Origin of the sequence: Thalassobaculum salexigens DSM 19539 (assembly GCF_000423805.1) — a bacterium.
GTDB lineage: Bacteria > Pseudomonadota > Alphaproteobacteria > Thalassobaculales > Thalassobaculaceae > Thalassobaculum > Thalassobaculum litoreum.
Genome location: NZ_KE384093.1, coordinates 835,898 through 860,898, shown reverse-complemented (window position 1 = coordinate 860,898; position 25,001 = coordinate 835,898). Strand labels below are relative to the sequence as shown.

Genomic DNA, 25,001 nt, shown 5'->3' with positions numbered 1-25,001 from the left:
CGGTCTTGCCAAGAGCTACTTGGTCACGAGTTCGAGCGGCATGGCCGACAGCCGTTCCGGCGCGCCGTCGGTGACGATGACCGTCTCGCCCAGGGACATGGCGAGCTGGGCATCGCTGTCCATCAGGATCATGTGCAGGAAGAACACCATGCCCGGTGCCGCCTCCACCGGATTGCCGTGATAGAACATCGGGAAGTCCATCCAGATCGGCGCGAACACCGCCCCCAGGGAATAGCCGCAGGCGTTCAGCCGGGCATGGCGCAGGCCGTTGGCGTCCATCACCTGGGCATGGGCGTCGAACACCTCGCCGATCGGCCGGCCGGGGCGCAGCGCGGCCTTGCAGGCCTCCAGCGCCTCGGCGCAGGCGTTGAACATATGGACCTGGTGATCCGGCACCGGTCCGACCGGGATCGTGCGCATCATACAGGCGTGGTAGTGCCGGTATGCCCCGGCGAACTCCAAAGTGAGTTGGTCCTGCGCCGCCAGGGTCTTACGGCCGGTGAAGTAGCGGCACAGCAGGGCATCGCCGCCGCTACCGATGATGAACTCGTTGCCCGGGTAGTCCCCGCCGCCCTTGAACACCGCCCCCTGCATGGCGGCCAGGATCTCGCCTTCGTCCACCCCCGGCCCGGTCAGCCGATGCGCCTCCTTCAGGGCGTCGTCGGCCAGCACGCCGGCGCGGCGGACATACTCCAGCTCCGCCGGCGACTTCACCAACCGCAGCAGCGACACCAGCTCCGAGGCGTCCTCCAGGGCGGCGAAACCGTCCAGGGCGGCGTCCAGCCGCTTGCCGTTGCGGGCGTTCAGGCCATAGGCGTCGTACTCCACCCCCAGACGCTTGCCGCGCGCGCCGACCTCCGCCAGCACCTCGCGCAGGTCGTCGGCCGGGGTCGCCCCATCGCGATCGACCCAGATGCGGATGTCCTCGATCGTGGAGGTGTTCTGCGCCTGGCGCAGGTCCGGCGCGCGGGTCAGCAGCACGACCCTGCCGTCAGACCCGAGATACAGGCACTGGAAGAAGCAGAACCCGAAGGTGTCGTAGCCGGCGAGCCAGAACATGCTCTCCTGGCGGAACATCAGCAGCCCGTCGAGGCCGGCCTTCTCCATCGCCGCCAAAGTCTGGGTCTTGCGCGCGTCGAACTCGGCGCGGGTGAAATGCAATGCCATTGTGCCCCCCTGGGAACGGGCGATCAGACGCCCAGCGTGATGGCGGCGAGCTGCCGCCCGTAATCCGGCTCGCCCCGGTGGCGGGACCGGCGGTAGCTGAAGAAGTTCGCCTCGTCCCGGCAGGTGTCCGAGGCCATGCGCACGACCTCGCCGAGGCCGAGGCGCGAGAGCCGATGCACCAGATAGCCGGACAGGTCGAACAGGAAATGCCCGTCGCGCTCCGCCTTCTCGAAGAACCGTCCGTTGGCCGAATCCTGCTCCAGGAAGGGGGCCGGGAATTCCGGGCCGACCTCGTAGGACTCCACGCCGATGCACGGGCCGACCGCCGCCTTGATCCCGTCGGCACGCACGCCGAGGTCGATCATCGCGTCGACCGTCGCGTCGCAGACCCCGTCCAGCGCGCCGCGCCAGCCGGCATGGGCGGCGCCGATCACCCGGTCGCCAGGGGCGGCGAACAGTACCGGCGCGCAGTCGGCGGCGAGCGCCCCGATCACGATGCCCGGTCGGTTGGTGACCAGGGCATCGGCCTCGCGCTTGGCATCCGGCTCGCCGGTCTCGTCGATGACGACGACCTTGTTGGAATGGATCTGGTGGTTGGTGAACAGGGTGCCCGGCGGCATGTCCAGGGCCGAGGCGGCCCGCGCCCGGTTCGCTTCCACCGCCTTGGGATCGTCGCGCGACCCACGCCCGCAGTTCAGGGAGGTGTACAGACCACGGCTCACCCCGCCGCGGCGCGAGAAGAAAGCGTGGGCGATGCCGTTTTCGTCGAAACCGTCGATCTGGAACAAGAACCGTGTCTCGCTGTCGGCCGATCCTGGTGTCGGGCCGGGGCCTAAGCCTCGAACCCGGGCGGGGGGCTGGCCGCCGGACCGGTCCAGGCTGCGACCTTGAACAGGGTGCCCATTTCGCCGGGGTCGATCAAGCGGACCTTCGCCGCCTCGATATCGCGTGCCTGTGCCGGTGTCGCCCGTGCGGCCAGTGCCTCGGCCCGCTGGACGATGCCGAGGGCGGAGAGGAAGACGCCCTGGGGGAGCGGACCATGGGCCACCCCACCCGCCTGGGTCACCGCCCGCGCCAGGGCGGCGAAGTCCACATGGGCGGTCACATCCGCCTCGCCCAGGGTCGACAGCACGTCCACCGGCTCGTGCGCCTTGACCGCCTGCAGGGTGTCGCCGGCGGCGCTCTCGCCGTGACCGTAGTCGATCACCAGCGCCGCCCCGCCCTCGCGCACGACCCGCCGGGCCAGAGCATCGGCCACCGACAGGGAGGTCGGCGATACCTCCACGATCTCCCCGGGCCGGGCGCTCATCAGCACGCTGGGATGCAGCAGCGCCGCCAAGGGGGTGATCCCCGGCGTCAGGGTCCAGATCGGCGCACCGCCCTCCGGATCGAAGGCCAGGCGCCGCTCGTGCCATCCGGCGCCCGTGCGCATGAGTTGGACGATCGGCAGCGCGTCGAAGAACTCATTGGCGATGACAATGGCCGGGCCGTCCGGCACGCCGGAAATGTCGTCATGCCAACGCGGCGCGTAGCCGGAGAGCGCGCGGTCCTGCATCTCCCGCAGGGTCCGACTCGCCTCCACCAGATGGAGATCGGCCGCCGCATGGAAGCCCGGAACCGAGCGGGTGGCGCGCAGGGCGTCGGCCATCAGCGTGCCACGTCCGGGGCCGAGCTCGACCAGATGCACCCGGCCGGGCGACCCCATCTGCTGCCAGACCACCGCCGCCCATAGTCCGATCAGCTCGCCGAACATCTGGCTGACCTCGGGCGCGGTGACGAAATCGCCGGCCGCGCCGAACGGATCGCGGGTCGCGTAGTAGCCGAAGCGCGGATGGGTCAGGGCATCCGCCATGACGTCGGCAACGGAGAGCGGCCCTTCGGACGAGACCCGCCGGCGCAGATGATCGAGCAGGCTCATTGGCGGCCGGTCACTTCGAGACGACGGGGTCCCGCCGCGCCGCCCACAGAATGATCGCGGTCCCGACGACGATCATCGGCAGGCTGAGGATCTGCCCCATGGTCACATGCGGCAGGATGAAGCCGAGTTGCACGTCGGGTTCGCGGAAGAACTCGCAGATCGTCCGGGCGATTCCGTAGCCGGCGAAGAAGGCGCCGATGACGATGCCCGGCCTCCGCCGGATGCTCTCGCGCCGGGCCAGCAGGAACAGCACCACGAGCAGCACCAGCCCTTCCAGCGCCGCCTCGTAGAGCTGGGACGGGTGTCGCGGGATCGGCCCGCCATGGGGAAACACCATGGCCCAGGGCACCTCGGGGGCCGCCCGGCCGAACAGCTCGCCATTGATGAAATTGGCGATCCGCCCGAAGAAGATCCCGATGGGCGCGGCGGCGGCGACGAGATCGCCGATCGCCAGCACGGGCGCCCCCACCTTGCGGGCGAACAGGGCGGTGGCGGCGACCACGCCGAGGAAGCCGCCGTGGAACGACATGCCCCCCTGCCAGACCATGACGATCTCCAGCGGATGGGACAGGTAGTAGCCGGGATTGTAGAACAGCACGTAGCCGAGCCGCCCGCCGAGCACGATGCCGAGGGTGGCGTAGAACACCAGGTCGTCGATCAGCTTGGCCTCGAAGAAGACCGGCCGCCGCCTGGCCAGCCAGACCGCGTATTTCCAGCCCAGCAGGATCCCGGCGATATAGGCGAGCGCGTACCAGCGGATCGCGAAGGGTCCGATGGCGACCGCGACCGGATCGATCACCGGGAACGGGATGGCGGGCAGGATCATGAGGCGGCCTTCGCGATCTTACGTCGGGGCTGGTGTCAGTGCGCGCTCGCCCCGCTCTCGGCCGGATAGATCGCGCCGGTGATCTTTCGTGACTCGTCGCTGGCGAGATACAGCGCCAGATAGGCGATGTCATCCGGTTCCATCGGACCCATCAGGGATTTGATGGCGATCGGGTTGGTTTCCGGGTCCAGCATCGCCGCCACCCGCTCGGTCAGCACCATGCCCGGCCCGATGGCGTTCACCCGGATGCCCGCCGTGTGCCACTGCATGGCCAGCGCCTTGGTCAGGGCGATCACCCCGCCCTTGGCCGAGGAATAGGCATCCGCCCCGGCGGTGCCGGTGAGCGCGCGGATCGACGTGGTGTTGATGATCGAGCCGCCGCCGCCCCGCTCCATATGCGGAATGGCGAAGCGGCAGCCCAGGAACGGGCCGAACAGGTCGACGGAGATGGTGCGCCAGAACTCGTCCAGCGGCATCTCGGTCACCTTGCCGTCCTTCGGCGTGGCGCCGCCGGCATTGTTGTAGAGCACGTCGATCCGGCCGTGGCGTTCCACCGTGCCGTCGATCAGGGCGCGGACGTCATCCTCCTTGGAGACGTCGGTGGTCACGAACTCGGCCGTCCCACCGGCATCTCGGATCGCGGCGGCGGCGGTCTCGCCGAGATCGGCCTTGACGTCGGCCATCACCACCGTCGCCCCCTCGCGGGCGAACAGCGCCGCCGAGGCCTTGCCGATGCCGGCCGCCGCCCCGGTGATGATCGCGATCTTTCCGTCGAGCCTGCCCATGTCTTTCCCTCCCTGCTTTTTCGGTCGGGGCGCCGAAGACGACAAAGCCGGCACCGCACGGCGGTCCCGGCCCTATCGGTTCAGCGCGCCCCGTTGCCGGGGAGGATCACATATAGAGGCTCTCGCCCTCCAGCCCCTTATACAGGTCGGCCACATACTCCCCGTAGCCGTTGTACAGGAGCGTCGGCACCTTATCGCCGGATCCCAGCACCCGTTCGGACGCCTGGCTCCAGCGCGGATGGGAGACCTCGGGGTTCACGTTGGCCCAGAACCCGTACTCGCTGGCCTGAAGCTCCTCCCAGAACGAGACCGGGCGCTTGTCGGTGAAGGTGAAGCGGACGATCGACTTGACCGACTTGAAGCCGTATTTCCAGGGCACCGCCAGCCGCAGGGGCGCCCCGTTCTGGCGCGGGATCGGCTTGCCGTAGAGGCCGGTGGCGATGAAGGCCAGCTCGTTGGTGGCCTCCTCGATCGTCAGCCCCTCCACATAGGGCCAGGGATACCAGACCTGCTTCTGCCCCGGGGCGATGTCGGAATTCTGGAAGGTCTGCATGACCACGTATTTGGCCGAGGACAGCGGCTTGGCGTACTCGACCAGCGACCTCAGGGCGAAGCCCGACCACGGCACGGTCATCGACCACGCCTCCACGCAGCGGTGGCGGTAGACCCGCTCCTCCAAGGGCATGGCGGCCAGTAGATCGTCGATGGCGACGGTGCGCTCCTGCTCGACCATGCCGTCCAGGGTCACGGTCCAGGGGCGGATCGGCAGATCCTGCGCGGCGCGCCAGATGTTCTTGGACGAGCCGAACTCATAGAAATTGTTGTAGGTGGTCGCCAGATCCTCCTCGGTGATCGGCCGGTCGACCGTGTAGCGCGCGTTGCGTTTCACCGGATAAAGACCGGCGGAGGGATCCGGCGGCAGGTCGGCCAGTTGGACGGCCTCGTTGTCGGCGGACGCCTCGTCGCCGCAGGCGGCCAGTGCGCCGGTCCCGGCCAGCACCGTGCCGATGCCGAGGCCGCGCAGCAGCGCGCGGCGGTTCATGTACACGCTCTCCGGCGTGGCGAGGCGTTCCGGCAGTTCCCACCCCTTGGGCCGCTTGATCAGCATGGTCACGCACTCCCTTGTCGCATTCGTATCAGACAGGTAGCGCGCGGCGTCGCGCACGCCAAATCAACTCGGGGTGAGAGGCTTTCCCCAGTCGCAGGGCCTTTGCCTTTTCGCGGCCGCAGTCCATGTTTGACGGAATGACGACCGACACGCCCGCCCCCGCCCCCTCGAAACTGATCCATCTGCTCGCCGGAGACGCGGCCGACTCCCTGGCCGCGCAGCCGAAGGCGACACGCGCCTATCTGCTCAACGTGGCCAATGGCGCCTGTACGAAACTGGCGGAGAAACTGGCCGGGCCAGACCTGGTGCTGCCGTGGCTGCTGGGCGCGATCGGCGCGCCGTCCGGGATCGCCGCCATGCTGATGCCGGCCAAGCAGTCGGGCTCCCTGCTGCCGCAGCTCATGATCTCCGGCTGGATCCGCACCCGCCCGCGGCGCAAGTGGGTCTGGGTCGCCGCCGGTGCCTTCCAGGCGCTCTGCCTGACCGCGATGGTCGCGGCCGCCCTCTGGCTACCCGCCGCATCGGCCGGGTGGAGTATCGCCGGCCTCCTGCTCGCCTTCAGCATCGCCAGTGGCTGCGGTTCGGTCTCTTTCCAGGATGTGACGCCGAAGACCGTTCCGTCGGGCGCGCGCGGCCGGATGCTGGCGAACCGGTCGGCCATCGGCGGCGCCTTCGCGCTGGCGACCGGCATCTGGCTCTCCACCGGCGTCAAGGGCACCGACGCGCTGGCCCCGCTGCTGACCCTGATCGGAGCCGCGGCCGTGCTCTGGGCCGCCGCTGCCATCCTGTTCGCCGCGATCCCGGAGGAGAAGAGCGAGCCCGGCGAGGGACGCGACCCGCTGGAGGAGATGCGCCGCGGCCTCGCCCTGATGCGCCAGGTCACCGGCTTCCGCCGTTTCCTCGCCGCTCGCTCGGCGCTGCTGTCGATCGAGGTGGCGACGCCGATCTTCGTCCTGTTCGCGCAGGAACACGCGGGCGCAACCCTCGACGACCTCGGGTTCTACATGGTGGCGACCGGTCTGGCGGCGGTGCTGTCGAGCCCGTTCTGGGGTGCCTTCTCCGACGACTCCGCCCGCAAGGTGATGACCACCAGCGCGGCGCTCGGCGTGGTCGCCGCGGCCGCCGCCCTGGCGCTGCCGGCGCTGGTGCCCGAAGAGATCCGGCATTGGGCATTCGCGGGCGTGTTCCTGGTGCTGGGCGTGGCGGTGGCCGGGGTTCGGCTCGGGCGCAAGACCTATCTGGCCGACGGCGCCCCGGAGGACGAGCGGCCGCTCTATATCGCCTTCTCCAACACCGCCGCCGGGATCGTCGCCATCGGCTTCATGGGGCTCGGCATCGTCACCGAGGCGACAAGCGTCGCGACAACGGTCGTCGTGCTCGGCGGGCTCGCGGGACTGGGCTTCGTGCTGTCGCGCACCATGCCGAAGGCCAGCCGGATGGCGCCATCCGGCTGACGGGCCGCGGGGCGAGCCGACGGGCGGGCGAATCGGCTTGCACCCTCGCCTTGGGAGTCCTTCAATACCCGGACATAGACGCCGGTCGTCCCGGCGCTTGCCATCGGGCCCTCGGGGCGGCCTCGGGCACATGACCCGGGACACCCCCGTTTAGCGCCTTTCCCAGGCCTCCCTCGGGGATCTCCACCCGGGCGAGCGAAGGGAGAGACAGCATGGCCTCCAATCCCAACGGCACACCCGGAGCGACAGAACGCGGCAGAGAAGGTGGCGGCGCGACCCGCTGCGCCGCGATCCTCGGCCCCTACCAGTCCGGCAAGACCAGCCTCCTCGAGGCCCTGCTCCACGCCGCCGGCACCGTGGAGCGCAAAGGCACGGTCAAGGACGGCAACACGGTCGGCGACACGGCCCCCGAGGCGCGGGAGCGCGGGGCGAGCACGGAGCTGTCGATCGGCCACGGCACCTATCTGGGCGACAGCTGGACCTTCATCGACACGCCCGGCGGCATCGAATTCACCCTGGATTCCCGCCACGCCTGCATGATCGCCGACGTCGCCGTCGTCGTTGTCGAGCCCGAGGCGGCCAAGGCCGCGGCCGCCGGCCCGATCCTGAAGTTCCTCGACGACCACGACATCCCGCACGTGGTGCTGATCAACAAGATGGATCAGGCGTCCGAGAGTGTGCGCGACATCCTCGCCGCCTTGCAGGGCTTCTCATCCCGCCCGCTGGCGCTGCGCCAGGTGCCGATCCGCGACGGCGAGAAGGTGACCGGCTATGTCGATCTGGTGAGCGAGCGGGCCTACCGGTACCGCGAGGGCGAACCTTCCGCCCTGATCGAGCTGCCCGGCTCCGTTGCCGGCCGCGAGGCCGAGGCCCGCAACGAGCTGCTGGAGACCCTGGCGGATTTCGACGACCACCTGCTGGAGCAGCTGCTGGAGGAGATGGATCTCGACAAGCAGGAGGTCTACGCCCATCTGGCCGAGACCCTGAGCGCCGACAAGCTCGTACCGGTCCTGCTGGGCGCCGGCGAGCATGACCATGGCGTGCAGCGCCTGCTGAAACTGCTGCGCCACGAGACCCCGGACCACACCGCCACGGTCGAGCGACGCGGCCTCGGCGACGGCGAGGTGCCGATGGCGCAGGTGTTCAAGACCATCCACGCGCCGCATATGGGCAAGCTGTCCCATGTCCGAATCTGGCGCGGCACGGTGAAGGACGGCGACACCCTGAACGGCGCGAAAGTCTCCGGCATCTATGCCGCCAGCGGCGGCAAGCTGGACAAGCGCCCCTCGGCCGCCCCCGGCGACGTGGTGGCGCTGGGCCGCATGGACCCGATCCAGACCGGCGACGTGCTGACGCCGAGCGGCGGCATGCCGGATAGCGGCCTCGGCTGGCCGGAGGTGCCGCAGCCGGTCTTCGCCCGGGCGTTGAGCGTGTCGGAGCGCAACGACGAGGTGAAACTGTCCGGCGCGCTGGCCAAACTGGCCGAGGAGGACCCGTCGCTGCTGGTGCGCCAGGACCAGGAGCTGGGCGAGCTGACGATCTGGGGTCAGGGCGAGACCCATCTGCGGGTGACGGCGGAACGGCTGAAATCGCGCTTCAAGCTGGATGTGAGCCTGAGCGAGCCGGCGGTCGCCTACCGCGAGAGCATCCGCAATCCGGTGGACGAGCACGCCCGCCACAAGAAGCAGTCGGGCGGCCACGGCCAGTTCGCCGATATCCGCATCAGCGTGGAGCCCACTTCCCGTGGATCGGGCTTCGCCTTCGCCGAGAAGGTGGTCGGCGGCTCGGTGCCGAAGAACTACATCCCGGCGGTGGAGGAAGGCTGCCGCGAGGGCTGCAAACGCGGCCCGCTCGGCTTCCCGGTGGTGGACGTGAAGGTGACCCTGACCGACGGCCAGCATCACTCCGTCGACAGTTCTGACATGGCGTTCAAGATCGCCGCCCGCTCAGGTCTTCAGGATGCGTTGGCCAAGGCCGGCCCGGTGCTGCTGGAGCCGATCCATCAGGTGACCATCGCCGTGCCGTCGGAGGCGACCAGCAAGGTGCACGGCATCCTGTCGTCCCGGCGCGGGCAGATCCTGGGCTTCGACGCCAAGGACGGCTGGCCCGGCTGGGACGCGGTAACGGCCTATCTGCCGGAGGCGGAGATGCACGACCTGATCCTGGATCTGCGGGCCCAGAGCCAGGGGCTGGCCTCCTTCACCTGGACCTTCGACCACCTGCAGGAGCTGACCGGCCGGCTGGCCGACAAGGTGGTGGAGCATCACATGGCGGCGGCGGGGTAGCGCCCCGGCCGCTACTTCGCCCCGGTCTGCGAGGCCGCCACGTCCATGTACTCGGCCAGTTCGATATCCAGCGTCGTGACCCCGCCCACGTCATGGCTGCTGAGCTCGACCACAACCTTGTTGTAGGCGTTCGACCAGTCCGGGTGGTGGTCCATGCTCTGCGCCCTGATCGCCACCCGGGTCATGAAGCCCCAGGCGGCCTCGAAGCCGTCGAACTTGAAGGTCTTGGTGATCGCCTTGCCGTCCTGCGCCTCGGCCCATCCATCCATGGCGGCGAGTTGGGCGGTGCGGTCGTCGGCGGTGAGTTTCTCGGCCATTGCGGTGTCGTCTCCCGTCCGGTTGGGTGTTGGATTGGCGCGGGACCGGAAGCGGCCCCGTCCCCGTCAAGGTTGGGGCAGGTCACCGCGATGCAAGGTGCCGGCCGCAGGTCGCGCCTACAGAAACGTGCCCCGCACGTCGATCGAGGACTGGGTGCCGACGCAGCCGAAGCTCTCCTCCAGCCAGGTGGTCGCGACGGTGCGGCCGATGTCGCGCAGATGGTGGAGGAACGCCCGCTCCGCGTTGAGCTTGGAGGACGCATGCATGTCCTGCATCTCCTCCGACGCCTCGATCATGTGGATGCGGGTCACCCGGTACGCCTCCGGGTCGAGCTTGCCGGCGGCGATCAGCCGGTTCACGAAATGGATCGCCCGCATCTCCCGCATCAGGGTGGAGTTGAATGAGATCTCGTTCACCCGGTCCATGATCTCCCGCGCGTCCGTGGGGACGGTGTCACGGTACATCGGGTTGATCTGCACGATGACGATGTCGCGGCATTCGGAATTGTAGATCAGCGGATACAGGGCCGGATTCCCCATATACCCGCCGTCGTAATAGTGCTCGCCCTCCACCTCCACCGCCTGGAACATGGTCGGCAGGCAGGCCGAGGCCATGACCGCGTCGATCGACAGCTCGTGATTCTCGAACACCCGGATCTTGCCCGAGCGCACGTTGGTGGCGCTGATGAACAGCTTGATGTCGGCCTCGTGCCTGGCCTTGTCGATATCGACCAGATCCACCAGCACATCGCGCAGCGGATTTATCTTCAGCGGATTAGTCTGGTACGGTGACAGGAACCGGCTGAGGAAATCCAGCGTCAGGTAGCCGGGCGAGCTGTCCACCCGCCAGTTGCCCAGCAGCCGGTCCGTCCAGGTACGCTGGATCGGGCTGAACCGGCCGGCGTCGGCGACCGCCTCCCAGAAGGCGTCAAGCTTGTCGCGGGCCCCCTGCCGCCCGTTCTCCGCCCAGCCGGCCGCAAGGACGACGGCGTTCATCGCACCGGCACTGGTGCCCGAGATGGCGTCGAAGGTAACCCGCGGGTCTTCCAGCAGCGCATCGAGCACGCCCCAGGTGAAGGCCCCGTGCGAGCCGCCGCCCTGGAGCGCCAGGTTGATCCGCTTGACCTGCGGGCCGGCCTTCGAGCGGGGCCGCTTCGGCTCGACGGCCGCCTCCGCCTCCGCGCGGAGCCGGGCCGGAACCTTGGCCTCGTGGCGGGCGGGATCGTCCTTTCCGTCCGACCTGCGCCCCGGGGATTTGGGGCGGGGAGCCATCAGCGGGCGACCCAGCCGCCATCGACCTGCAGAGCGGCCCCGGTGATCGAGCCCGCATGATCGCCGGCCAAAAACACCGACAGCGCGCCCAGATCGTCGACCTCGACGAATTTCTTGGTCGGCTGGCTGGCCAGGATGACCTCACGTACGACCTGTTCCTCGGTCATGTTGTTGGCCTTGGCCTGCTCGCCGATCTGGCCTTCCACCAGCGGAGTCTTCACAAAGCCCGGGCAGATCGCGTTGCAGGTGATGCCCTGCTCGGCGGTCTCCAGCGCCACCACCTTGGTGAAGCCGACGACCCCGTGCTTGGCGGCGACATAGGCGGCCTTGTACGGAGAGGCGACCAGACCGTGGGCCGAGGCGATGTTGATGATCCGGCCCCAGCCGCGCTGCTTCATCCCCGGCAGGGCGGCCTTGGTGGTGTAGAAGTTGGACGACAGGTTGAGGGCGACGATCAGCTCCCAGCGGTCCTCGGGGAACTCGTCGACCGGCGCCACCGTCTGGATACCGGCGTTGTTCACCAGGATGTCGACCTTGCCGAACGCGGCCTCCGCGTCGGTGACCAGCTTCTTCGCCTGGTCGCCCTTGGTCAGGTCCACGCCGCTGAAGGCGGCTTTCACACCGAACTCGGTCTCCAGGCCGGCGCGGATCTGCTCGATCTCCCCCGCATCGCCGAAACCGTTGAGCATGATGTCGGCGCCGGCGCCGGCGAGCGCCCTGGCGATTCCGAGACCGATGCCGCTGGTCGATCCGGTGACGACGGCGGATTTACCCTTGAGGCTCATGTCGATTTTCCTCTGGTTCGTGGGACGGCGGATTGGGCCGGCCGAGAATACGTTGCACCGCACAAATTGAGACGCTTCGGCACGGGTACAACCCTATCAGCCCGTCCCCGCGGTGCGGCAAACTTTCCCTGTGCCGCGGAAGCGGTTATAGCTGCGCTCATGTGCGCACAGAAAGCCCGTCCTGGAATCCTCGCCCCCACCATCGACCAGATGGCGGCGCTGGCGGAAGACGCCCTGTCGAACGTTCCCCAGGAGCTGCTAAAGCCGCTCTCCGGGCTCGCGATCCTTGTCGAGGACTTCCCCGACGAGGAGATCTGCGAGGCCATGGACCTGGAGACGCCGTTCGACCTGCTCGGCCTGTACCAGGGGGTGCCGCTGGGTCACCGCTCGACGGGGGAGACGCCGGCCGATCTCGACCGGGTGTTCCTGTTCCGCCGCTCGATCCTCGACTACTGGATCGAGAGCGGCGACGACCTCTACTCGGTGGTGCGCCACGTCCTGATCCACGAGATCGGCCACCACTACGGCTACAGCGACAGCGAGATGGAAGAGCTGGAGCGCTTGGCCGAAGAGGAAGAGACCAATGCCCCGGCCGGGCGGGCATAAATACCCGTCGTCCTGAACTCGCTTCAGGATCAAGCCGCCCACGCCGACGGACCGAGCCCAGATCCTGACATGCGTCAGGATGACGGGATGGGTGGAGGCGCGGCGCCCCTACTTCGCCCCCATGCGGATCGCCCCATCCAGCCGAATCGTCTCGCCGTTGAGCATCGGGTTGTCGACGATGCTCTCCACCAGCCGGGCGAACTCCTCCGGCTTGCCGAGGCGCGAGGGGAACGGGATCTGGGCGGCGAGGCTGTCCTGCACCTCCTGCGGCATGCCGAGCACCATCGGCGTGCCGAAGATCCCCGGCGCGATGGCGCAGACCCGGATGCCGGTGCGGGCGAACTCGCGGGCCGCCACCAGGGTCAGCGAATGCACGCCCCCCTTGGACGCGGCATAGGCCGACTGGCCGATCTGCCCCTCGAAGGCGGCCACGCTGGCGGTCGACACGATGACCCCGCGCTGGCCGTCGCCGTCCGGCTCGTTGCCGGCCATGGCCGCGCCGGCGAGGCGGATCAGGTTGAAGCTGCCGACCAGGTTGACGTCGATCACCTTCTTGAAATCGGCCAGACCCATCGGCCCGTCGCGGCCGACGATACGCTTGGCGGGCGCGATGCCGGCGCAGTTCACCAGCACGAGGGGCGCACCATGGGCCTCGCCCGCCTGCGCCACCGCCGCTTCGGCCGAGGCCGCGTCGGCGACGTCGCAGGACAGCGCCAGCCCGCCGATCTCGTCGGCCAGAGCCTTGGCGGCATCCAGGTTCACGTCGAGCAGCGCCACCTTGGCCCCGCGCGCCGCCAGCGCCCGCGCCGTCGCCGCCCCGAGGCCGCTGCCGCCGCCCGTCACCAATGCGCCCTTGCCCTTGAGATCCATCGTCTTCCTCCGGTCGCGGTCTATCTGTTCACGCGGCACCGGTGATATCAGATCGCGGCGGACCGCACGAGCCACGCCGCATGAGATGGAGACCCAGACCCCATGGCGACCCTGAGCGATATCCCGACCCCCGCCCGAACACTCGGGTTCGCGGGCGCCCTGCCCTTTATCGCCGGGGCGGCCGGCGTCTGGGTGCTGGAGACGCCCTGGGACTGGGTCGTGCTGAACGCGCAGGTCTATTACGGCTGCGTGATCCTCTCCTTCCTCGGCGCGGTGCATTGGGGCCGGGCGCTGGGCGGCGGGATAGAGGGCGGCATGGAGGGCGAGGCGCTGTGGCGGCCGCTGGCCTGGAGCGTGACGCCCTGCCTGCTGGCCTGGGTCGCCGCCTTCGCCAAGCCGGACCTGGCGCTCGTGATCCTGATCGGCGGGCTGGTCGCGGCGTTCATGGTCGACCGCTCGGCCACGGCGCTGGGGTGGTTCCCGGCCTGGTACGGGGTACTGCGGAAGGTCCTCTCGGCCATCGCGGTGGCGAGCCTGGGGGCGAGTTTGATCAAGGTGCTCGCGTAAATACCGAAACAGCTCCCTCCTCTCGTCTCCCCGGCCGTGCGCCGGGGTCCCGGCAAGGGATATGATGGAGCGTTGGGGATCATCCTGAAACGCTCCAACACGCTTTGGGCTCGGTCCCGGCTCAGGGCCGGGAAGACGACATGGAGAGGATCGAGCGCCTCAGTACCCCCGCTCGCGGTCGACCTGGTGCAGCAGCGCGCGGCCGTCGAGATATCTGGCCGTGTTCTCCACCACCAGCCCGGCGACGATGGCGTCGCGGTCCGGATGCAGGCCGCCCACATGCGGCCATACGCTGATCCCCGGCGTGGTCCAGAACGGGTCGTCGCTCGGCAGCGGCTCCTGCCGGAACACGTCGAGCACCGCCCCGGCTATGGCACCGCCGGTCACGGCGGCGATCAGGTCGGCATCGACCACCGTCGCGCCGCGCCCGAAATTGAGGAACCACGCCCCCGGCTTCATCGCCGCGAAACGCTCGGCGTTCATGAAGTCCACGGTCTCCGGCGTCACCGGCAGCAGGTTCAGCACGAAATCGGACTCCGCCAGCATCCGGTCGATGTCCTGCGGCGCGTAGACGGTGTCGACATGCTCGACCTCGCCCGGCGAGCGGCGCACACCGACCACCCGCAGCTCCAGCGCGGCCGCCTTGCGGGCCAGCTCCGCGCCGATGGTGCCGAGGCCGAGGATGCCCAGGGTCTGGCCGGCCAGCGGCACGGCGACCCGGCGGGTCCAGGTCGACGAAAGCTGGTCGATGGCGGCGGCGGCGATGGGCTTTGTCGCATGGAACAGGGCGGCCAGGATGTTCTCCGGCATCTGCACCCGGTGCACGCCCTTGGCCGCGGTCAGCAGCAGGCCATCGGACAGGTCCGGGCGGGACAGCCAGGCCTCCACACCGGCGGTGGTGGTCTGCACCCAGCGCAGTTTCGGCATCTCGGCCAGCAGCCCGGCCGGCGCGCCCCAGGCCAGCATCATCTCGGCCTCCGCCTTGTGCGCGTCGCTCGGTGCCTTGGACCGGTCGATCCCTTCCAGCCGGAGCCGGTCGCCCAACCCCGCGGCGGCGAGCGCCTCCACATAGATCGGCGCGCCGTCGGTCCACAGCAGCATCAGCGGCTTATCCGCCATTCGTCTTCTCCTCAACAACTGGATCGCCGGGAAGCCTCACGACCTCGACCGGCTCGGCGATGCCCCGCACCCGTGCGCGCTCGCGCCGACCCTCCGCCACCAGCGGGGCGACGGACGGGTCCTGGGCGAGCTGGCCGCTCACCACCACCTCTCCGCCGGCGGCGAGCCCCTGGACCCGGGCGGCCAGATTCACCATGGAGCCGAAATAGTCCAGACGGTCGTTCAGCGTGACAGCAATGCTGGCGCCGGCATGAACGCCGATCTTGATGGAGATCGCCTCGCCGCCCTGGTCCCGGTTGAACGCCTCGGTACCCTGCTGCACGTCAAGCGCGGCACGCACCGCATCCGCCGGCTCGGCGAAGGCGGCCATCACCGAGTCGCCGATCGTCTTGACGATGGCCCCCCGGTGGCCGCGCACGATGCGGCCGAGATAGGCGAAGTGCTCGCGGACCAGATGGTAGGCGCTGGCGTCGCCGATCCGTTCGTACAGCGCGGTGGATCCCTTCAGATCGGTGAACATCAGGGCAATCTGGGCGATCGACACCTGATCGCCCGGATGCAGGACGGCGTTGGAGAACAGGTCCCGGAACGCCTGCAGGGTGGTGACCTCGTGCGCCGTCAGCGCGTCGGCCACCCAGGCGCGGGACTCCACCACCAGGGTGCGGCGCGCGTCGCCCTGATTCTCCAGCGTCACGGTGCCGGGCGCCGACGGCTCGCCGGCCTGGACGACCGCCCCGTTCACGATCACCTGCGGCGCCGGCCCGTCGATCGCCACGTCGCACTGTCCGCCGGTTTCCAGTGTGCGGTACCGGTAGGCGCCGGGCGCAAGATCGGCCGGGACGGTCCGGCTCTCCCCCGGGTCCAGGGCGACCTGCAGGATCACATGCGGCATCGACATCGGCCCGAACAGGCAGAACTCGCCGTCCTGTACCGGCCGGACCGCCGGGGCCGGCTGGAAGCTGAGCTCGACGTTGCGGGAGAAGTCGCGGTCGTAAGTGATGTTGCAGGAGTCGCAATGGGCGGTCTCGGGAACCTGATCGAGCGACGAGGCGGAGAGCTTGGCGCCGCGGCAGCGCGGACAGAGCAGGTCCCAGCGCGATTCCAGCAACCCGTCCCGGACCGCCTCCAGGCAGAGTTCGATGACCGGCAGGTCCTCCTCTCCCCACTCCCGGGCGAGCCGGCGCGGACGCATCCGGATCAGATCCATTTCCTGCGCGTCGAGAACGTAGTCGGCCAGCCGGGTCCCCAGGCCGTGCCCGTTCGGGCTGGCATTGATCTCGGCGACAATCCGCTCCAGGCGCAGCGCACGCGCCTGGTCCAACGCCACCCGCTTGGTCAGAAAGGGGCGCTTGCTGGCTCCCGCCGCGAACCGGCGAAGATCGTCCACAAGCCTGTCGAAATTCTTCCCGGCGTCGTCAAAGAAGCGGGTCGCCAGCAACAGGCGGCCGATCAGATTGGCCGGCGCCGCTTCCATGCGGTAGATGCAGCGGCATCCACCCGGCGTCGGTTCGAACTCGGCGGTTGCGATCAGCACGGCCAGGGGGCCGCGGGAGAACCGCCGTTCGTGCCGGAACCAGCGATCGGTCACCCATTCGACCGGAATCTCCTCCCAGGCCAGGGTGAACGGACCGGCCTTGGCCTCCGCGAAGAACCGGACCGTGCCGTCGGCCTGTTCGACCTCGCGGATCCGATGCTTGGGAAGACCCGCCGCCTCGTTGATACGCCCGGTATCGGCGAACAGCGGCCATATCACGTCCGGCGGCTGATCGAACTCCCACACAATCGTGTGGCTTTTCATGGGCGAATGGCTCTTCACGGGCCTCTCCTCACTCGGCGGCGCCCCGCTGGCTGTCGAGATACTCATCGCCGAGCGGACCGTAGAAGGCCGCGTCGAACCCAGCCGCCTCGCGCGACGGGATGTTGAACGGTGGCTTCACCCCGCCGCGGAACCGGGCGCGCACGATCGCCTGCCAGGTGGCGACCGGCTCCAGCTTGCGTTCCGCGCACAGATGGTCGAACCAGCGCTTGCCGACGGCCACATGGCCGATCTCGTCGTCATGGATGACCTGCAGGATGTCGGCAGAGGGATCGTCGCCGACCTCGCGCAGCTTGGCGATCATCGGCGGGGTGACGTCCAGGCCGCGCGCCTCCAAAACCAGCGGCACCACCGCCTGGCGGGCCAGGGGGTCGTCCGCCGTCTCCACCGCCGCCTGCCACAGCCCGTCATGGGCCGGCAGGGCACCATAGCGCGATCCCAGCGCCTCCAGGCGGTCCGCGATCAGCAGGAAATGCTTCGACTCCTCGTCCCCCACACGCACCCAGTCGTCCGCATAGGCGCGCGGGAAGCCGGCGTCGGGAAACCGCGCGACCGCGTCCCAGGCGAGATCGATGGCGTTCAGCTCGATATGCGCCAGCGCGTGCAGCAGGGCCACCCGGCCGCGCGTCTCGGCAGTGATCTTGCGCTTCTTAACCCGCCTGGGCGGCAGCAACGGCGGCTCCTCAGGCCGACCCGGCCGGTCCGGCGGAAAGACGGAATAGGCAAAGGGCAGCGCGCCGGACCGCCAGGCTGCCGCGGCGCGACGGCCGAGCTCGGCCTTCGCCCGGGCATCGGCGGTTCGGAGGACCGCGACGGCGGCCTGGCTGAGATCGGAGAACTCCATGGCGGGACATGATGTAGCGCGACTGCGTATTCCGTGCACCCGCCGCGACGCTTATGCTCACACCCAAGCCCCGACTAGGGCGTTTATCCAATGCAGAGGTGAGTCCCTATGACTACGCGTGAAGCCGCGCTCGATGCGGTGCGGGAGTATTTCGACACGGGCGGTTTCCGCACCGAACTGACCGAACGGGTGGCCGTTCAGACATCGAGCCGCGAGGAGGAGCATCGCGCCGATCTGATGGATTATCTGGACCGGCTGATGCGCCAGCGCTTCGAGGCGATGGGCTTCAGCGTCGAGATCCATCAGAACACGCTGCTCGACCGCGCGCCGTTCCTGGTCGCCAAGCGGATCGAGGATCCGAGCCTGCCGACCCTGTTCTGCTACGGCCACGGCGACACGGTACCGGGCGAGGAAGGCCGCTGGGCCGACGACCGCAACCCATGGCGCCTTGAGGTGGCAGACACGCCGTCCGGTGAGCGCTGGTACGGCCGCGGCACCGCCGACAACAAGGGCCAGCACGCCATCAACATGGAGGCGATGCGCCACGTCCTCGAGACCCGGGGCAAGCTCGGCTACAACGTCACCTTCCTGATCGAGATGGCCGAGGAGATGGGCTCGCCGGGCTTGGCGGAATTCTGCCGCGACAACAAGGAGATGCTCGCCGCCGACCTGCTGATCGCGTCGGACGGGCCGCGCTTCTCGACGGACGGGCCGGACATCAAGCTCGGCACCCGCGGCGGGCTGAACATCCGCTTCCGCCTGGAATACCGCGAGGGCGGCCACCATTCCGGCAACTGGGGCGGCCTGCTGGCCAACCCGGCGATCGTGCTGATGCACGCGCTGACCGGCATCGTCGGCCGCGAGGGCAAGATCCTGCTGCCGGACCTGAAGCCGGCGCAGATCAAGAACTCTGTGCGCGACGCACTCGGCCACGTGAAGGTCGTCTCCGGTCCCGACGATCCCGAGATCGACCCGTGGTGGGGCGAGCCGGGGCTGACCCTGGCGGAGAAGGTGTTCGGCTGGAACACCTTCGAGGTGCTGTCCTTCATCACCGGCGACCCGGAGAAGCCGCAGAACGCCGTGCCGCCCTTCGCCGAGGCGATCTGCCAGATCCGCTTCGTGGTCGACACCGACCCGGACGTCTTCCTGCCGACGATCCGCGAGCATCTGGCAGCCAACGGCTTTGGCGACATCACCGTGGAGCCGGCCCGCATGTCGATGCTGCGCGCCTCGCGGCTCGATCCGGACCACCCGGCGGTGCCGTGGGCGGTCGCGTCGATGGAGAAGACCACCGGCAAGGCGGTCACGGTGATCCCCAACGCCGGCGGCTCCCTGCCGAACGACATCTTCCTCAACGGCATCGGCATGCCGACGATCTGGGTGCCGCACAGCTATACCGGCTGCTCCCAGCACGCCCCGAACGAGCATGTGCTGCCGCATCTGATGCGCGAGGGGCTGGAGATGATGACCGGCCTGTTCTGGGACCTGGGCGAGGGTTTCCCGGGAAAGTGACGTAACGTCGGCGGACCGGGGCACCGGGTCCCGGTCCGCCCCCGGATCAAGTCCGGGGAGCGACCGGGATGACGGGTTTGGGATCCGCGTCTTCCCCGCATCGTCATCCCGGACAGCCCCGGACTTGATCCGGGGGCGGGCCGGGACCGTGCCCCTACCCCGGCCAACCGCCGGTCTGACGCAGGCCTTCGGACAGCAGGATCCCCGCACTCACCGCCACGTTGAGCGACCGCGCACCAGCCACCATCGGCACCTTCACCGCCAGATCGGCCGCCGCGTGCACGTCGTCGGGCACGCCGGCGCTCTCGCGGCCGAGGATAAGATGATCCTCCGCGTCGAACCGCGCGTCGGGGAGCGTCACCGCGCCCTTCGTGGTCGCCAGGACCAGCCGTCCCGGTTCCCGCGCGGCCAGGAACGCGTCCCACGAGCTGTGCCGTCGCACCGCGGCGAATTCCAGGTAATCCATGCCGGCACGGCGCATCCGGCCCTCCGACCATACGAAGCCGCAGGGCTCGATCACATCCACGCCGACACCGAGGCAGGCGGCAAGCCGAAGGATCGTTCCGGCGTTCTGGGGGATGTCGGGCTGGTACAGGACGAGGCGCATAGCCGCATCTAAACGCCTCGCGATGCTTTGCAAAAGGCAAACCTCTGCGCTATACGCATGCCGGATCGGGGCGGAGGTATTTGCGACAGCGGGTCGCGTTGCGTTCCTGCGCCATTGGTCGATAGTGCCTGACGATCCGGCACGCGGGCCGGAAACCCGTCGAGCGCCACATAAGACGAGTGGAGAACCATGGCCGAAACCCACGAAGGCGACTCCCGCCGCGACTTCCTGATTATCACGACCACCGCCGTAGGCGCGGTGGGCGCGGCTTGCGTCGCCTGGCCGTTCATCGACCAGATGAACCCGGCCGCTGACACCCTGGCGCTCGCCAGCATCGAATTTGACGTCTCGACAGTCGCGGAAGGCCAGTCGGTCACGCTGACCTGGCGCGGCAAGCCCGTGTTCGTGCGGCATCGCACGCCCGCGGAGATCGAGGAGGCGCGCGAGGTTCCGCTCGACGACCTGCGCGATCCGCAGACCGACGCCGAGCGTGCCGAGAAGCCCGAGTATCTGGTGATGGTCGGCGTCTGCACGCACCTCGGTTGCGTGCCGCTCGGCCAGAGCGTGTCCGACCCCAAGGGCGATTTCGGCGGCTGGTTCTGCCCGTGCCACGGCTCGCACTACGACACGTCGGGCCGCATTCGCCGAGGCCCGGCGCCTCTGAACCTCGCCGTGCCGGAATATCAGTACATTTCCGACACCGTCGTCCGTATCGGTTAAGAGGGAGCGCCGGAGCATGGCTGCGAATTTCTCAAATCCGGTGGTGCGGTGGATCGACCACCGCCTCCCCGTCTTCACCTTCATGCACCACGAGCTGCATGAGTACCCCACCCCGAAGAACCTGAGCTATTGGTGGAACTTCGGGTCGCTGGCCGGTATCGCCCTGGTGATCATGATCGTCACCGGCATCACGCTGGCGATGCACTACACGCCGCACGTGGACTACGCCTTCGCCAGCGTCGAGCGCATCATGCGCGACGTGAATTACGGCTGGCTGATCCGCTACATCCACATGAACGGCGCCAGCTTCTTCTTCATCGTCGTCTACATCCACATCTTCCGGGGCCTGTATTTCGGCTCCTACAAGGCGCCGCGCGAGATCCTCTGGATGCTCGGCGTGGTCATCCTGCTGCTGATGATGGCGACGGCGTTCATGGGTTACGTGCTGCCGTGGGGCCAGATGAGCTTCTGGGGCGCCACTGTGATCACCAACCTGTTCTCGGCGATCCCGCTGGTGGGCGAGTCGATCGTCACCTGGCTGTGGGGCGGATTCTCGGTCGACAACGCGACCCTGAACCGGTTCTTCTCGCTGCACTTCCTGCTGCCGTTCGTGATCGTCGGCGTGGTCGTGCTGCACATCGTCGCGCTGCACCGCTTCGGGTCGAACAACCCGCTGGGCATCGACGTGAAGGGCCCGAAGGATCAGATCCCGTTCCATCCGTACTACACGATCAAGGACGCGTTCGGACTGGGTGTGTTCCTGATCTTCTTCTCGGCCTTCATCTTCTTCGCGCCGAACTTCCTGGGCCACCCGGACAACTACATCCCGGCCAATCCGTTGGTGACGCCGGCGCATATCGTGCCCGAGTGGTATTTCCTGCCGTTCTACGCGATCCTGCGTGCGATCCCCGACAAGCTCGGCGGCGTGCTGTTCATGTTCGGCGCCATCGCCGTGCTGTTCGTGCTGCCGTGGCTCGACCGCTCGCCGGTGCGCAGCGGCCAGTTCCGCCCGATCTTCAAGATCTTCTTCTGGATCCTGGTGGTCGACGTGGTGGCGCTGACCTATCTCGGCGGCAAGCCGGCGGAGGGCATCTACGTGATCCTCTCCCGGATCGCCACGGCCTACTACTTCATCCACTTCCTGATCATTCTGCCGGCCCTGAGCATCTTCGAGACGCCCAAGCCGCTGCCGAAGTCGATCAGCGAGCCGGTGCTTGGCGCCGGGGGCGGATTCGCTGCAGCCACCGCCGCACCGAGGGAGAAAGTCTGATGATCGCGCGTCTCACCACCACCATCGCGGCCGTCGCGATCGCGGCCGGCGCCTGGTCCTTCGCTCTCTCCACCCCGGCTTCGGCCGCGGGAGAGGCGATCGATCTGCCGCAGCACGACTGGTCGTTCAGCGGCCCGTTCGGCACATATGACCGCGGCGCGCTGCAGCGTGGCTTCCAGGTCTACAAGAACGTCTGCGCCGGCTGCCACGCACTCAGCTACGTCGCGTACCGCAACCTCGAGGACCTCGGCTACAACGAGGACGAGGTCAAGGCGATCGCGGCCGAAGCCAGCGTGACCGACGGCCCGAACGACGACGGAGAGATGTTCGAGCGGCCGGGCAAGCCGTCCGACAGGTTCGCCTCGCCGTTCCCGAACGAGCAGGCGGCCCGCGCGGCCAATGGCGGCGCCTATCCGCCGGATCTGTCGCTGATCGTCAAGGCCCGTCCGGACGGCGCCAACTACGTGCGTGCCCTGCTGATCGGCTATACCGAGCCGCCGGCCGACTTCAACCTGATGGCCGGTATGAACTACAACGCCTACTTCCCGGGTCACCAGATCGCCATGGCCAAGCCGCTTTACGGCGACGACGTGACCTACGAGGACGGCACCCCGAGCACGATCGAGCAGGAGGCGGCGGACGTCGCCGCCTTCCTCGCCTGGGCTTCGGAGCCGGAGATGGATGAGCGCAAGCGGGCGGGCGTCATGACGCTGCTGTTCCTGCTGGTCTTCACCGGCCTGCTCTACGCCACCAAGCGGAAGATCTGGGCCGACGTCCACTAAGCGCCGGCACAATCAGGCAATTGCAGAGGCCGCGGTTCGTCCGCGGCCTTTCGCGTTCCGGGCCCGGCGCGGTATACCTGTGGCACAGACATTCGGAACGGGACGGACATGAGCAGTCAAACACGCAAGGCCCTCGTCGCGGTCATCGGCGGCAGCGGCGTCTACAATATCGACGGCCTTGAGAACGCCCGCTGGCAGACCGTCACCTCGTCCTTCGGCGAGCCGTCGGACGAGCTCCTGTTCGGCGAGCTCGACGGCCAGCCGCTGGTCTTCCTGCCGCGCCACGGCCGCGGTCACCGGTTAAGTCCGACGACGATCAACTACCGCGCCAATATCGACGCCCTGAAGCGCGCCGGCGTGACCGACATCATCTCGGTCTCCGCCGTCGGCTCGCTGAAGGAGGAATACGCGCCCGGCCATTTCGTGCTGATCGACCAGTTCATCGACCGCACCTTCGCCCGCGAGAAGACCTTCTTCGGCACCGGCTGCGTAGCCCACGTGTCGATGGCCCATCCGGTCTCCACCCGCCTCATGGATGCCCTGGAGGCTTCCTGCAAGCAGCTCGGCCTCCCCTATGCCCGCGGCGGGACCTACGTGACCATGGAGGGCCCGCAGTTCTCCACCCAGGCCGAGTCGTTCCTGTACCGGTCGTGGGGAGCCGACGTGATCGGCATGACCAACATGCCGGAGGCGAAGCTCGCCCGCGAGGCGGAGATCCCCTACGCCACCGTCGCCATGGTCACCGACTACGACTGCTGGCACCCGGACCACGATCACGTCACCGTCGAGGCCGTGGTCAAGGTGCTGACCGCCAACGCGGACAACGCCCGCTCCCTGGTCAAGACCGTGGCGCCGAAGATCTACGACCGGCCGTTGGTCGACGCGCAGGGCGGCGATCACGCCCTGGAGTTCGCGCTGATCACCCATCCCGAGGCGCGCGACCCGGAGATGGTCGCCAAGCTGGACGCGGTCGCCGGACGCGTGCTGAAGGGCTGAGCGGTCATGGCGGGACGTGGCGACGGAATCGGGCGGCTGGAGGGGCTCTACAACCGGGTCACCGCCGACACGCCCGACGGCGCGCGCACGCTGAACGTCAAATCCGTGATGGCGCTGGACAACGACCGGCCGAACGAGGCGGCCGAGCTGATCGGCCGCGCCCTGGTCATCGAACCGGCGGAATACGCCTATCTCTTCCACCTGGCCAAGGTCTGCGCCAAGGCCGGGTGGTGGAGCCACTGCGTCGATGCTTTGCGCCGGGCGATCTACGTGGACCCGGTGAACCCAGAGGCCTGGTACGGGCTGGGCCGCGCCTTCGAGGAGCTGGACAGCATCGGGGACGCCGAAGTGTGCTGGCGCCAGTGTCTGGCCCTGGACCCCAAGCATATCGGCGCCCGCGAGGCACTGGTCGCCCACGCCCGGCGGTAGCGGTCCGCTCACTCCCCCTTCTCTAAACCGTCATCCCGGACGGGCCCGGACTTGATCCGGGGCCGGGCCGGGACCTACCTGCCTGCACGGTCAACCGGGTCCCGGTCGACCTCCGGGTCGAGCCCGTCGTTCGCCGGGATGACGATGAAAAGAGAACCTGGGCAAAGAAACGAGTCGGGGCCCCTTGGTTTCCCAAGGGGCCCCGGTTGGTGGAGCCAAGGAGGATCGAACTCCTGACCTCTACAATGCCATTGTAGCGCTCTCCCAGCTGAGCTATGGCCCCGTATCTCGCTGGCGGCTCTGGGTGCCGCCGGAGGCCGCTTATCTATCCCCTCGGTCTTCGATGATCAAGAGGTTAGCGGCACAAAAAATCATTTAGTTTCGTCGTCATTCTCGCCGTCGATCGGCAGCTCTTCATCGTCGTCGTCATCCGGGAGGAGCTCGTCGTCATCATCGTCGTCGGCGAGCGGATCGACGACCGGACGCTTCTTCACGACGTCGCTTTCCTCCTCCTCGTCATCGACGGGAACGTCGTCGTCGAGAAGGTCTTCCTCCTCCTCTTCTTCGACGTCCTCCTCGTCCTCCGTCTCCTGATCTTCCGCCTCTTCGTCCACCGGACGCTTCTTCGGCTTCTCCTCAGGCGGGAGGGATCGGGTGCGACGGCTCTTCAGAACCGCTTCCGGATCATATGGCGTGTCACAGGCCGGGCAGACGATCGGCAGACGCTCAAGGTCATAGTACCGAGCGCCGCAGGACTGACAGACCCGCTTGATTCCCCATTCAGGCTTCGCCACGGTCAACTCCGCGTCGCTTCATCAGAAACCTACCTTTACGGTGTGGCGCGGGAATATCCACGATAGCCAAACCATGTCAAAGGCAAATTTGCCGGCCCGGGACCGGACCGATGCAAATGCGCCTTCACAGCAGCCCGCAAAACCCGCCCGGA

At 68.3% G+C, this 25,001-nt stretch carries 25 protein-coding genes and 1 tRNA gene; 10 read left to right on the top strand and 16 right to left on the bottom strand.

The genetic code is table 11. The features are described from left to right. Positions 1–15: 15 nt before the first annotated feature. The 6 genes from G578_RS0108340 to msrP all read right to left on the bottom strand — a co-directional run bounded on the left by G578_RS0108340 (position 16) and on the right by msrP (position 5,804). Positions 16–1,167 carry a M24 family metallopeptidase gene (locus G578_RS0108340; protein ID WP_028793841.1) on the bottom strand — a complete coding sequence of 384 codons (1,152 nt, stop codon included), beginning with the start codon at positions 1,165–1,167 and terminating at the stop codon, positions 16–18. 23 nt (positions 1,168–1,190) lie between these two features. Then, positions 1,191–1,955 (bottom strand): peptidoglycan editing factor PgeF, encoded by a 765-nt coding sequence (gene pgeF / locus G578_RS0108335; protein WP_028793840.1) that lies wholly within the window; start codon positions 1,953–1,955, stop codon positions 1,191–1,193. 44 nt (positions 1,956–1,999) lie between these two features. Continuing rightward, complete coding sequence (locus G578_RS0108330) at positions 2,000–3,085, bottom strand: class I SAM-dependent methyltransferase (protein ID WP_028793839.1); 1,086 nt, start codon at positions 3,083–3,085, stop codon at positions 2,000–2,002. A gap of 10 nt (positions 3,086–3,095) precedes the next feature. Further along, the gene (gene lgt, locus G578_RS0108325) at positions 3,096–3,908 is read right to left on the bottom strand and encodes a prolipoprotein diacylglyceryl transferase (RefSeq protein WP_028793838.1); all 813 of its coding nucleotides are present in this window, start codon (positions 3,906–3,908) and stop codon (positions 3,096–3,098) included. Between the two features lie 38 nt (positions 3,909–3,946). Beyond that, entirely contained in the window at positions 3,947–4,696 is a 750-nt protein-coding gene (locus G578_RS0108320; RefSeq protein ID WP_028793837.1) for an SDR family NAD(P)-dependent oxidoreductase, read from the bottom strand. Positions 4,697–4,802: 106 nt separating this feature from the next. Continuing rightward, on the bottom strand, positions 4,803–5,804 hold the full coding sequence (gene msrP / locus G578_RS0108315; protein ID WP_028793836.1) for a protein-methionine-sulfoxide reductase catalytic subunit MsrP: 1,002 nt from the start codon (positions 5,802–5,804) through the stop codon (positions 4,803–4,805). A 137-nt stretch (positions 5,805–5,941) separates the two neighbouring features. Here msrP and G578_RS0108310 point away from each other — a divergent pair, with 137 nt between their 5' ends. Both G578_RS0108310 and G578_RS25405 read left to right on the top strand, forming a co-directional pair. Then, a complete protein-coding gene (locus G578_RS0108310; RefSeq protein WP_169400837.1) occupies positions 5,942–7,258 on the top strand; it encodes an MFS transporter in 1,317 nt (438 codons plus the stop codon). A gap of 212 nt (positions 7,259–7,470) precedes the next feature. Further along, positions 7,471–9,543 carry an elongation factor G gene (locus tag G578_RS25405; protein ID WP_084618763.1) on the top strand — a complete coding sequence of 691 codons (2,073 nt, stop codon included), beginning with the start codon at positions 7,471–7,473 and terminating at the stop codon, positions 9,541–9,543. 11 nt (positions 9,544–9,554) lie between these two features. Here G578_RS25405 and G578_RS0108300 read toward each other — a convergent pair whose 3' ends face one another. The 3 genes from G578_RS0108300 to G578_RS0108290 all read right to left on the bottom strand — a co-directional run bounded on the left by G578_RS0108300 (position 9,555) and on the right by G578_RS0108290 (position 11,917). Continuing rightward, positions 9,555–9,860, bottom strand: a complete 306-nt coding sequence (locus G578_RS0108300) for a 4a-hydroxytetrahydrobiopterin dehydratase (RefSeq protein WP_028793834.1) — start codon at positions 9,858–9,860, stop codon at positions 9,555–9,557. 117 nt (positions 9,861–9,977) lie between these two features. Continuing rightward, on the bottom strand, positions 9,978–11,132 hold the full coding sequence (locus G578_RS0108295; protein ID WP_084618762.1) for a patatin-like phospholipase family protein: 1,155 nt from the start codon (positions 11,130–11,132) through the stop codon (positions 9,978–9,980). Continuing rightward, positions 11,132–11,917, bottom strand: a complete 786-nt coding sequence (locus tag G578_RS0108290; protein ID WP_038013909.1) for a 3-hydroxybutyrate dehydrogenase — start codon at positions 11,915–11,917, stop codon at positions 11,132–11,134. The genes G578_RS0108295 and G578_RS0108290 overlap by 1 nt, the downstream gene beginning before the upstream one ends. Positions 11,918–12,076: 159 nt before the next feature. Between G578_RS0108290 and G578_RS0108285 the strand changes: the two genes are divergently transcribed. Beyond that, positions 12,077–12,523 (top strand): metallopeptidase family protein, encoded by a 447-nt coding sequence (locus tag G578_RS0108285; protein ID WP_028793831.1) that lies wholly within the window; start codon positions 12,077–12,079, stop codon positions 12,521–12,523. 108 nt (positions 12,524–12,631) lie between these two features. Here the strand turns inward: G578_RS0108285 and G578_RS0108280 are convergent, their stop codons facing one another. Then, complete coding sequence (locus G578_RS0108280; RefSeq protein ID WP_028793830.1) at positions 12,632–13,393, bottom strand: SDR family NAD(P)-dependent oxidoreductase; 762 nt, start codon at positions 13,391–13,393, stop codon at positions 12,632–12,634. A gap of 102 nt (positions 13,394–13,495) precedes the next feature. Here G578_RS0108280 and G578_RS0108275 point away from each other — a divergent pair, with 102 nt between their 5' ends. Beyond that, a complete protein-coding gene (locus G578_RS0108275; RefSeq protein ID WP_028793829.1) occupies positions 13,496–13,960 on the top strand; it encodes a DUF3429 domain-containing protein in 465 nt (154 codons plus the stop codon). 159 nt (positions 13,961–14,119) lie between these two features. On the opposite strand, the gene G578_RS25400 is transcribed toward G578_RS0108275, so the two are convergent. Genes G578_RS25400 through G578_RS0108260 form a run of 3 tightly spaced genes read right to left on the bottom strand, consistent with a single transcriptional unit; the run spans position 14,120 to position 17,739 of the window. Then, positions 14,120–15,079, bottom strand: a complete 960-nt coding sequence (locus tag G578_RS25400) for a D-2-hydroxyacid dehydrogenase (RefSeq protein WP_051244334.1) — start codon at positions 15,077–15,079, stop codon at positions 14,120–14,122. Beyond that, positions 15,069–16,877, bottom strand: coding sequence for an adenylate/guanylate cyclase domain-containing protein (locus tag G578_RS0108265; protein ID WP_028793828.1), 1,809 nt, complete (start codon positions 16,875–16,877; stop codon positions 15,069–15,071). The genes G578_RS25400 and G578_RS0108265 overlap by 11 nt, the downstream gene beginning before the upstream one ends. 28 nt (positions 16,878–16,905) lie before the next feature. Then, entirely contained in the window at positions 16,906–17,739 is an 834-nt protein-coding gene (locus G578_RS0108260) for a ferritin-like domain-containing protein (protein ID WP_028793827.1), read from the bottom strand. A gap of 108 nt (positions 17,740–17,847) precedes the next feature. Here G578_RS0108260 and G578_RS0108255 point away from each other — a divergent pair, with 108 nt between their 5' ends. Continuing rightward, positions 17,848–19,251 carry a M20/M25/M40 family metallo-hydrolase gene (locus G578_RS0108255; protein ID WP_028793826.1) on the top strand — a complete coding sequence of 468 codons (1,404 nt, stop codon included), beginning with the start codon at positions 17,848–17,850 and terminating at the stop codon, positions 19,249–19,251. A gap of 154 nt (positions 19,252–19,405) precedes the next feature. On the opposite strand, the gene G578_RS0108250 is transcribed toward G578_RS0108255, so the two are convergent. Continuing rightward, positions 19,406–19,858 (bottom strand): tRNA (cytidine(34)-2'-O)-methyltransferase, encoded by a 453-nt coding sequence (locus G578_RS0108250; RefSeq protein WP_028793825.1) that lies wholly within the window; start codon positions 19,856–19,858, stop codon positions 19,406–19,408. A gap of 189 nt (positions 19,859–20,047) precedes the next feature. Here G578_RS0108250 and petA point away from each other — a divergent pair, with 189 nt between their 5' ends. The 5 genes from petA (at position 20,048) to G578_RS0108225 (ending at position 24,055) form a co-directional block, all read left to right on the top strand. Then, positions 20,048–20,578: a ubiquinol-cytochrome c reductase iron-sulfur subunit gene (gene petA, locus G578_RS0108245; RefSeq protein WP_028793824.1), complete on the top strand. Its 531-nt coding sequence runs from the start codon at positions 20,048–20,050 to the stop codon at positions 20,576–20,578. A gap of 16 nt (positions 20,579–20,594) precedes the next feature. Beyond that, positions 20,595–21,848 carry a cytochrome b gene (locus G578_RS0108240; protein ID WP_028793823.1) on the top strand — a complete coding sequence of 418 codons (1,254 nt, stop codon included), beginning with the start codon at positions 20,595–20,597 and terminating at the stop codon, positions 21,846–21,848. Further along, positions 21,848–22,630 (top strand): cytochrome c1, encoded by a 783-nt coding sequence (locus tag G578_RS0108235; protein ID WP_028793822.1) that lies wholly within the window; start codon positions 21,848–21,850, stop codon positions 22,628–22,630. Before G578_RS0108240 ends, G578_RS0108235 begins: the two co-directional genes overlap by 1 nt. A gap of 108 nt (positions 22,631–22,738) precedes the next feature. Beyond that, a complete protein-coding gene (locus G578_RS0108230) occupies positions 22,739–23,626 on the top strand; it encodes an S-methyl-5'-thioadenosine phosphorylase (protein ID WP_028793821.1) in 888 nt (295 codons plus the stop codon). Between the two features lie 6 nt (positions 23,627–23,632). Next, positions 23,633–24,055 (top strand): tetratricopeptide repeat protein, encoded by a 423-nt coding sequence (locus tag G578_RS0108225; RefSeq protein WP_028793820.1) that lies wholly within the window; start codon positions 23,633–23,635, stop codon positions 24,053–24,055. A 207-nt stretch (positions 24,056–24,262) separates the two neighbouring features. Here G578_RS0108225 and G578_RS0108220 read toward each other — a convergent pair. Together G578_RS0108220 and G578_RS29020 are read right to left on the bottom strand one after the other, a co-directional pair. Then, positions 24,263–24,338: transfer RNA gene (locus G578_RS0108220), tRNA-Ala, on the bottom strand. An 88-nt stretch (positions 24,339–24,426) separates the two neighbouring features. Further along, a complete protein-coding gene (locus G578_RS29020) occupies positions 24,427–24,849 on the bottom strand; it encodes a TIGR02300 family protein (protein ID WP_084618916.1) in 423 nt (140 codons plus the stop codon). Between the last annotated feature and the right edge of the window lie 152 nt (positions 24,850–25,001).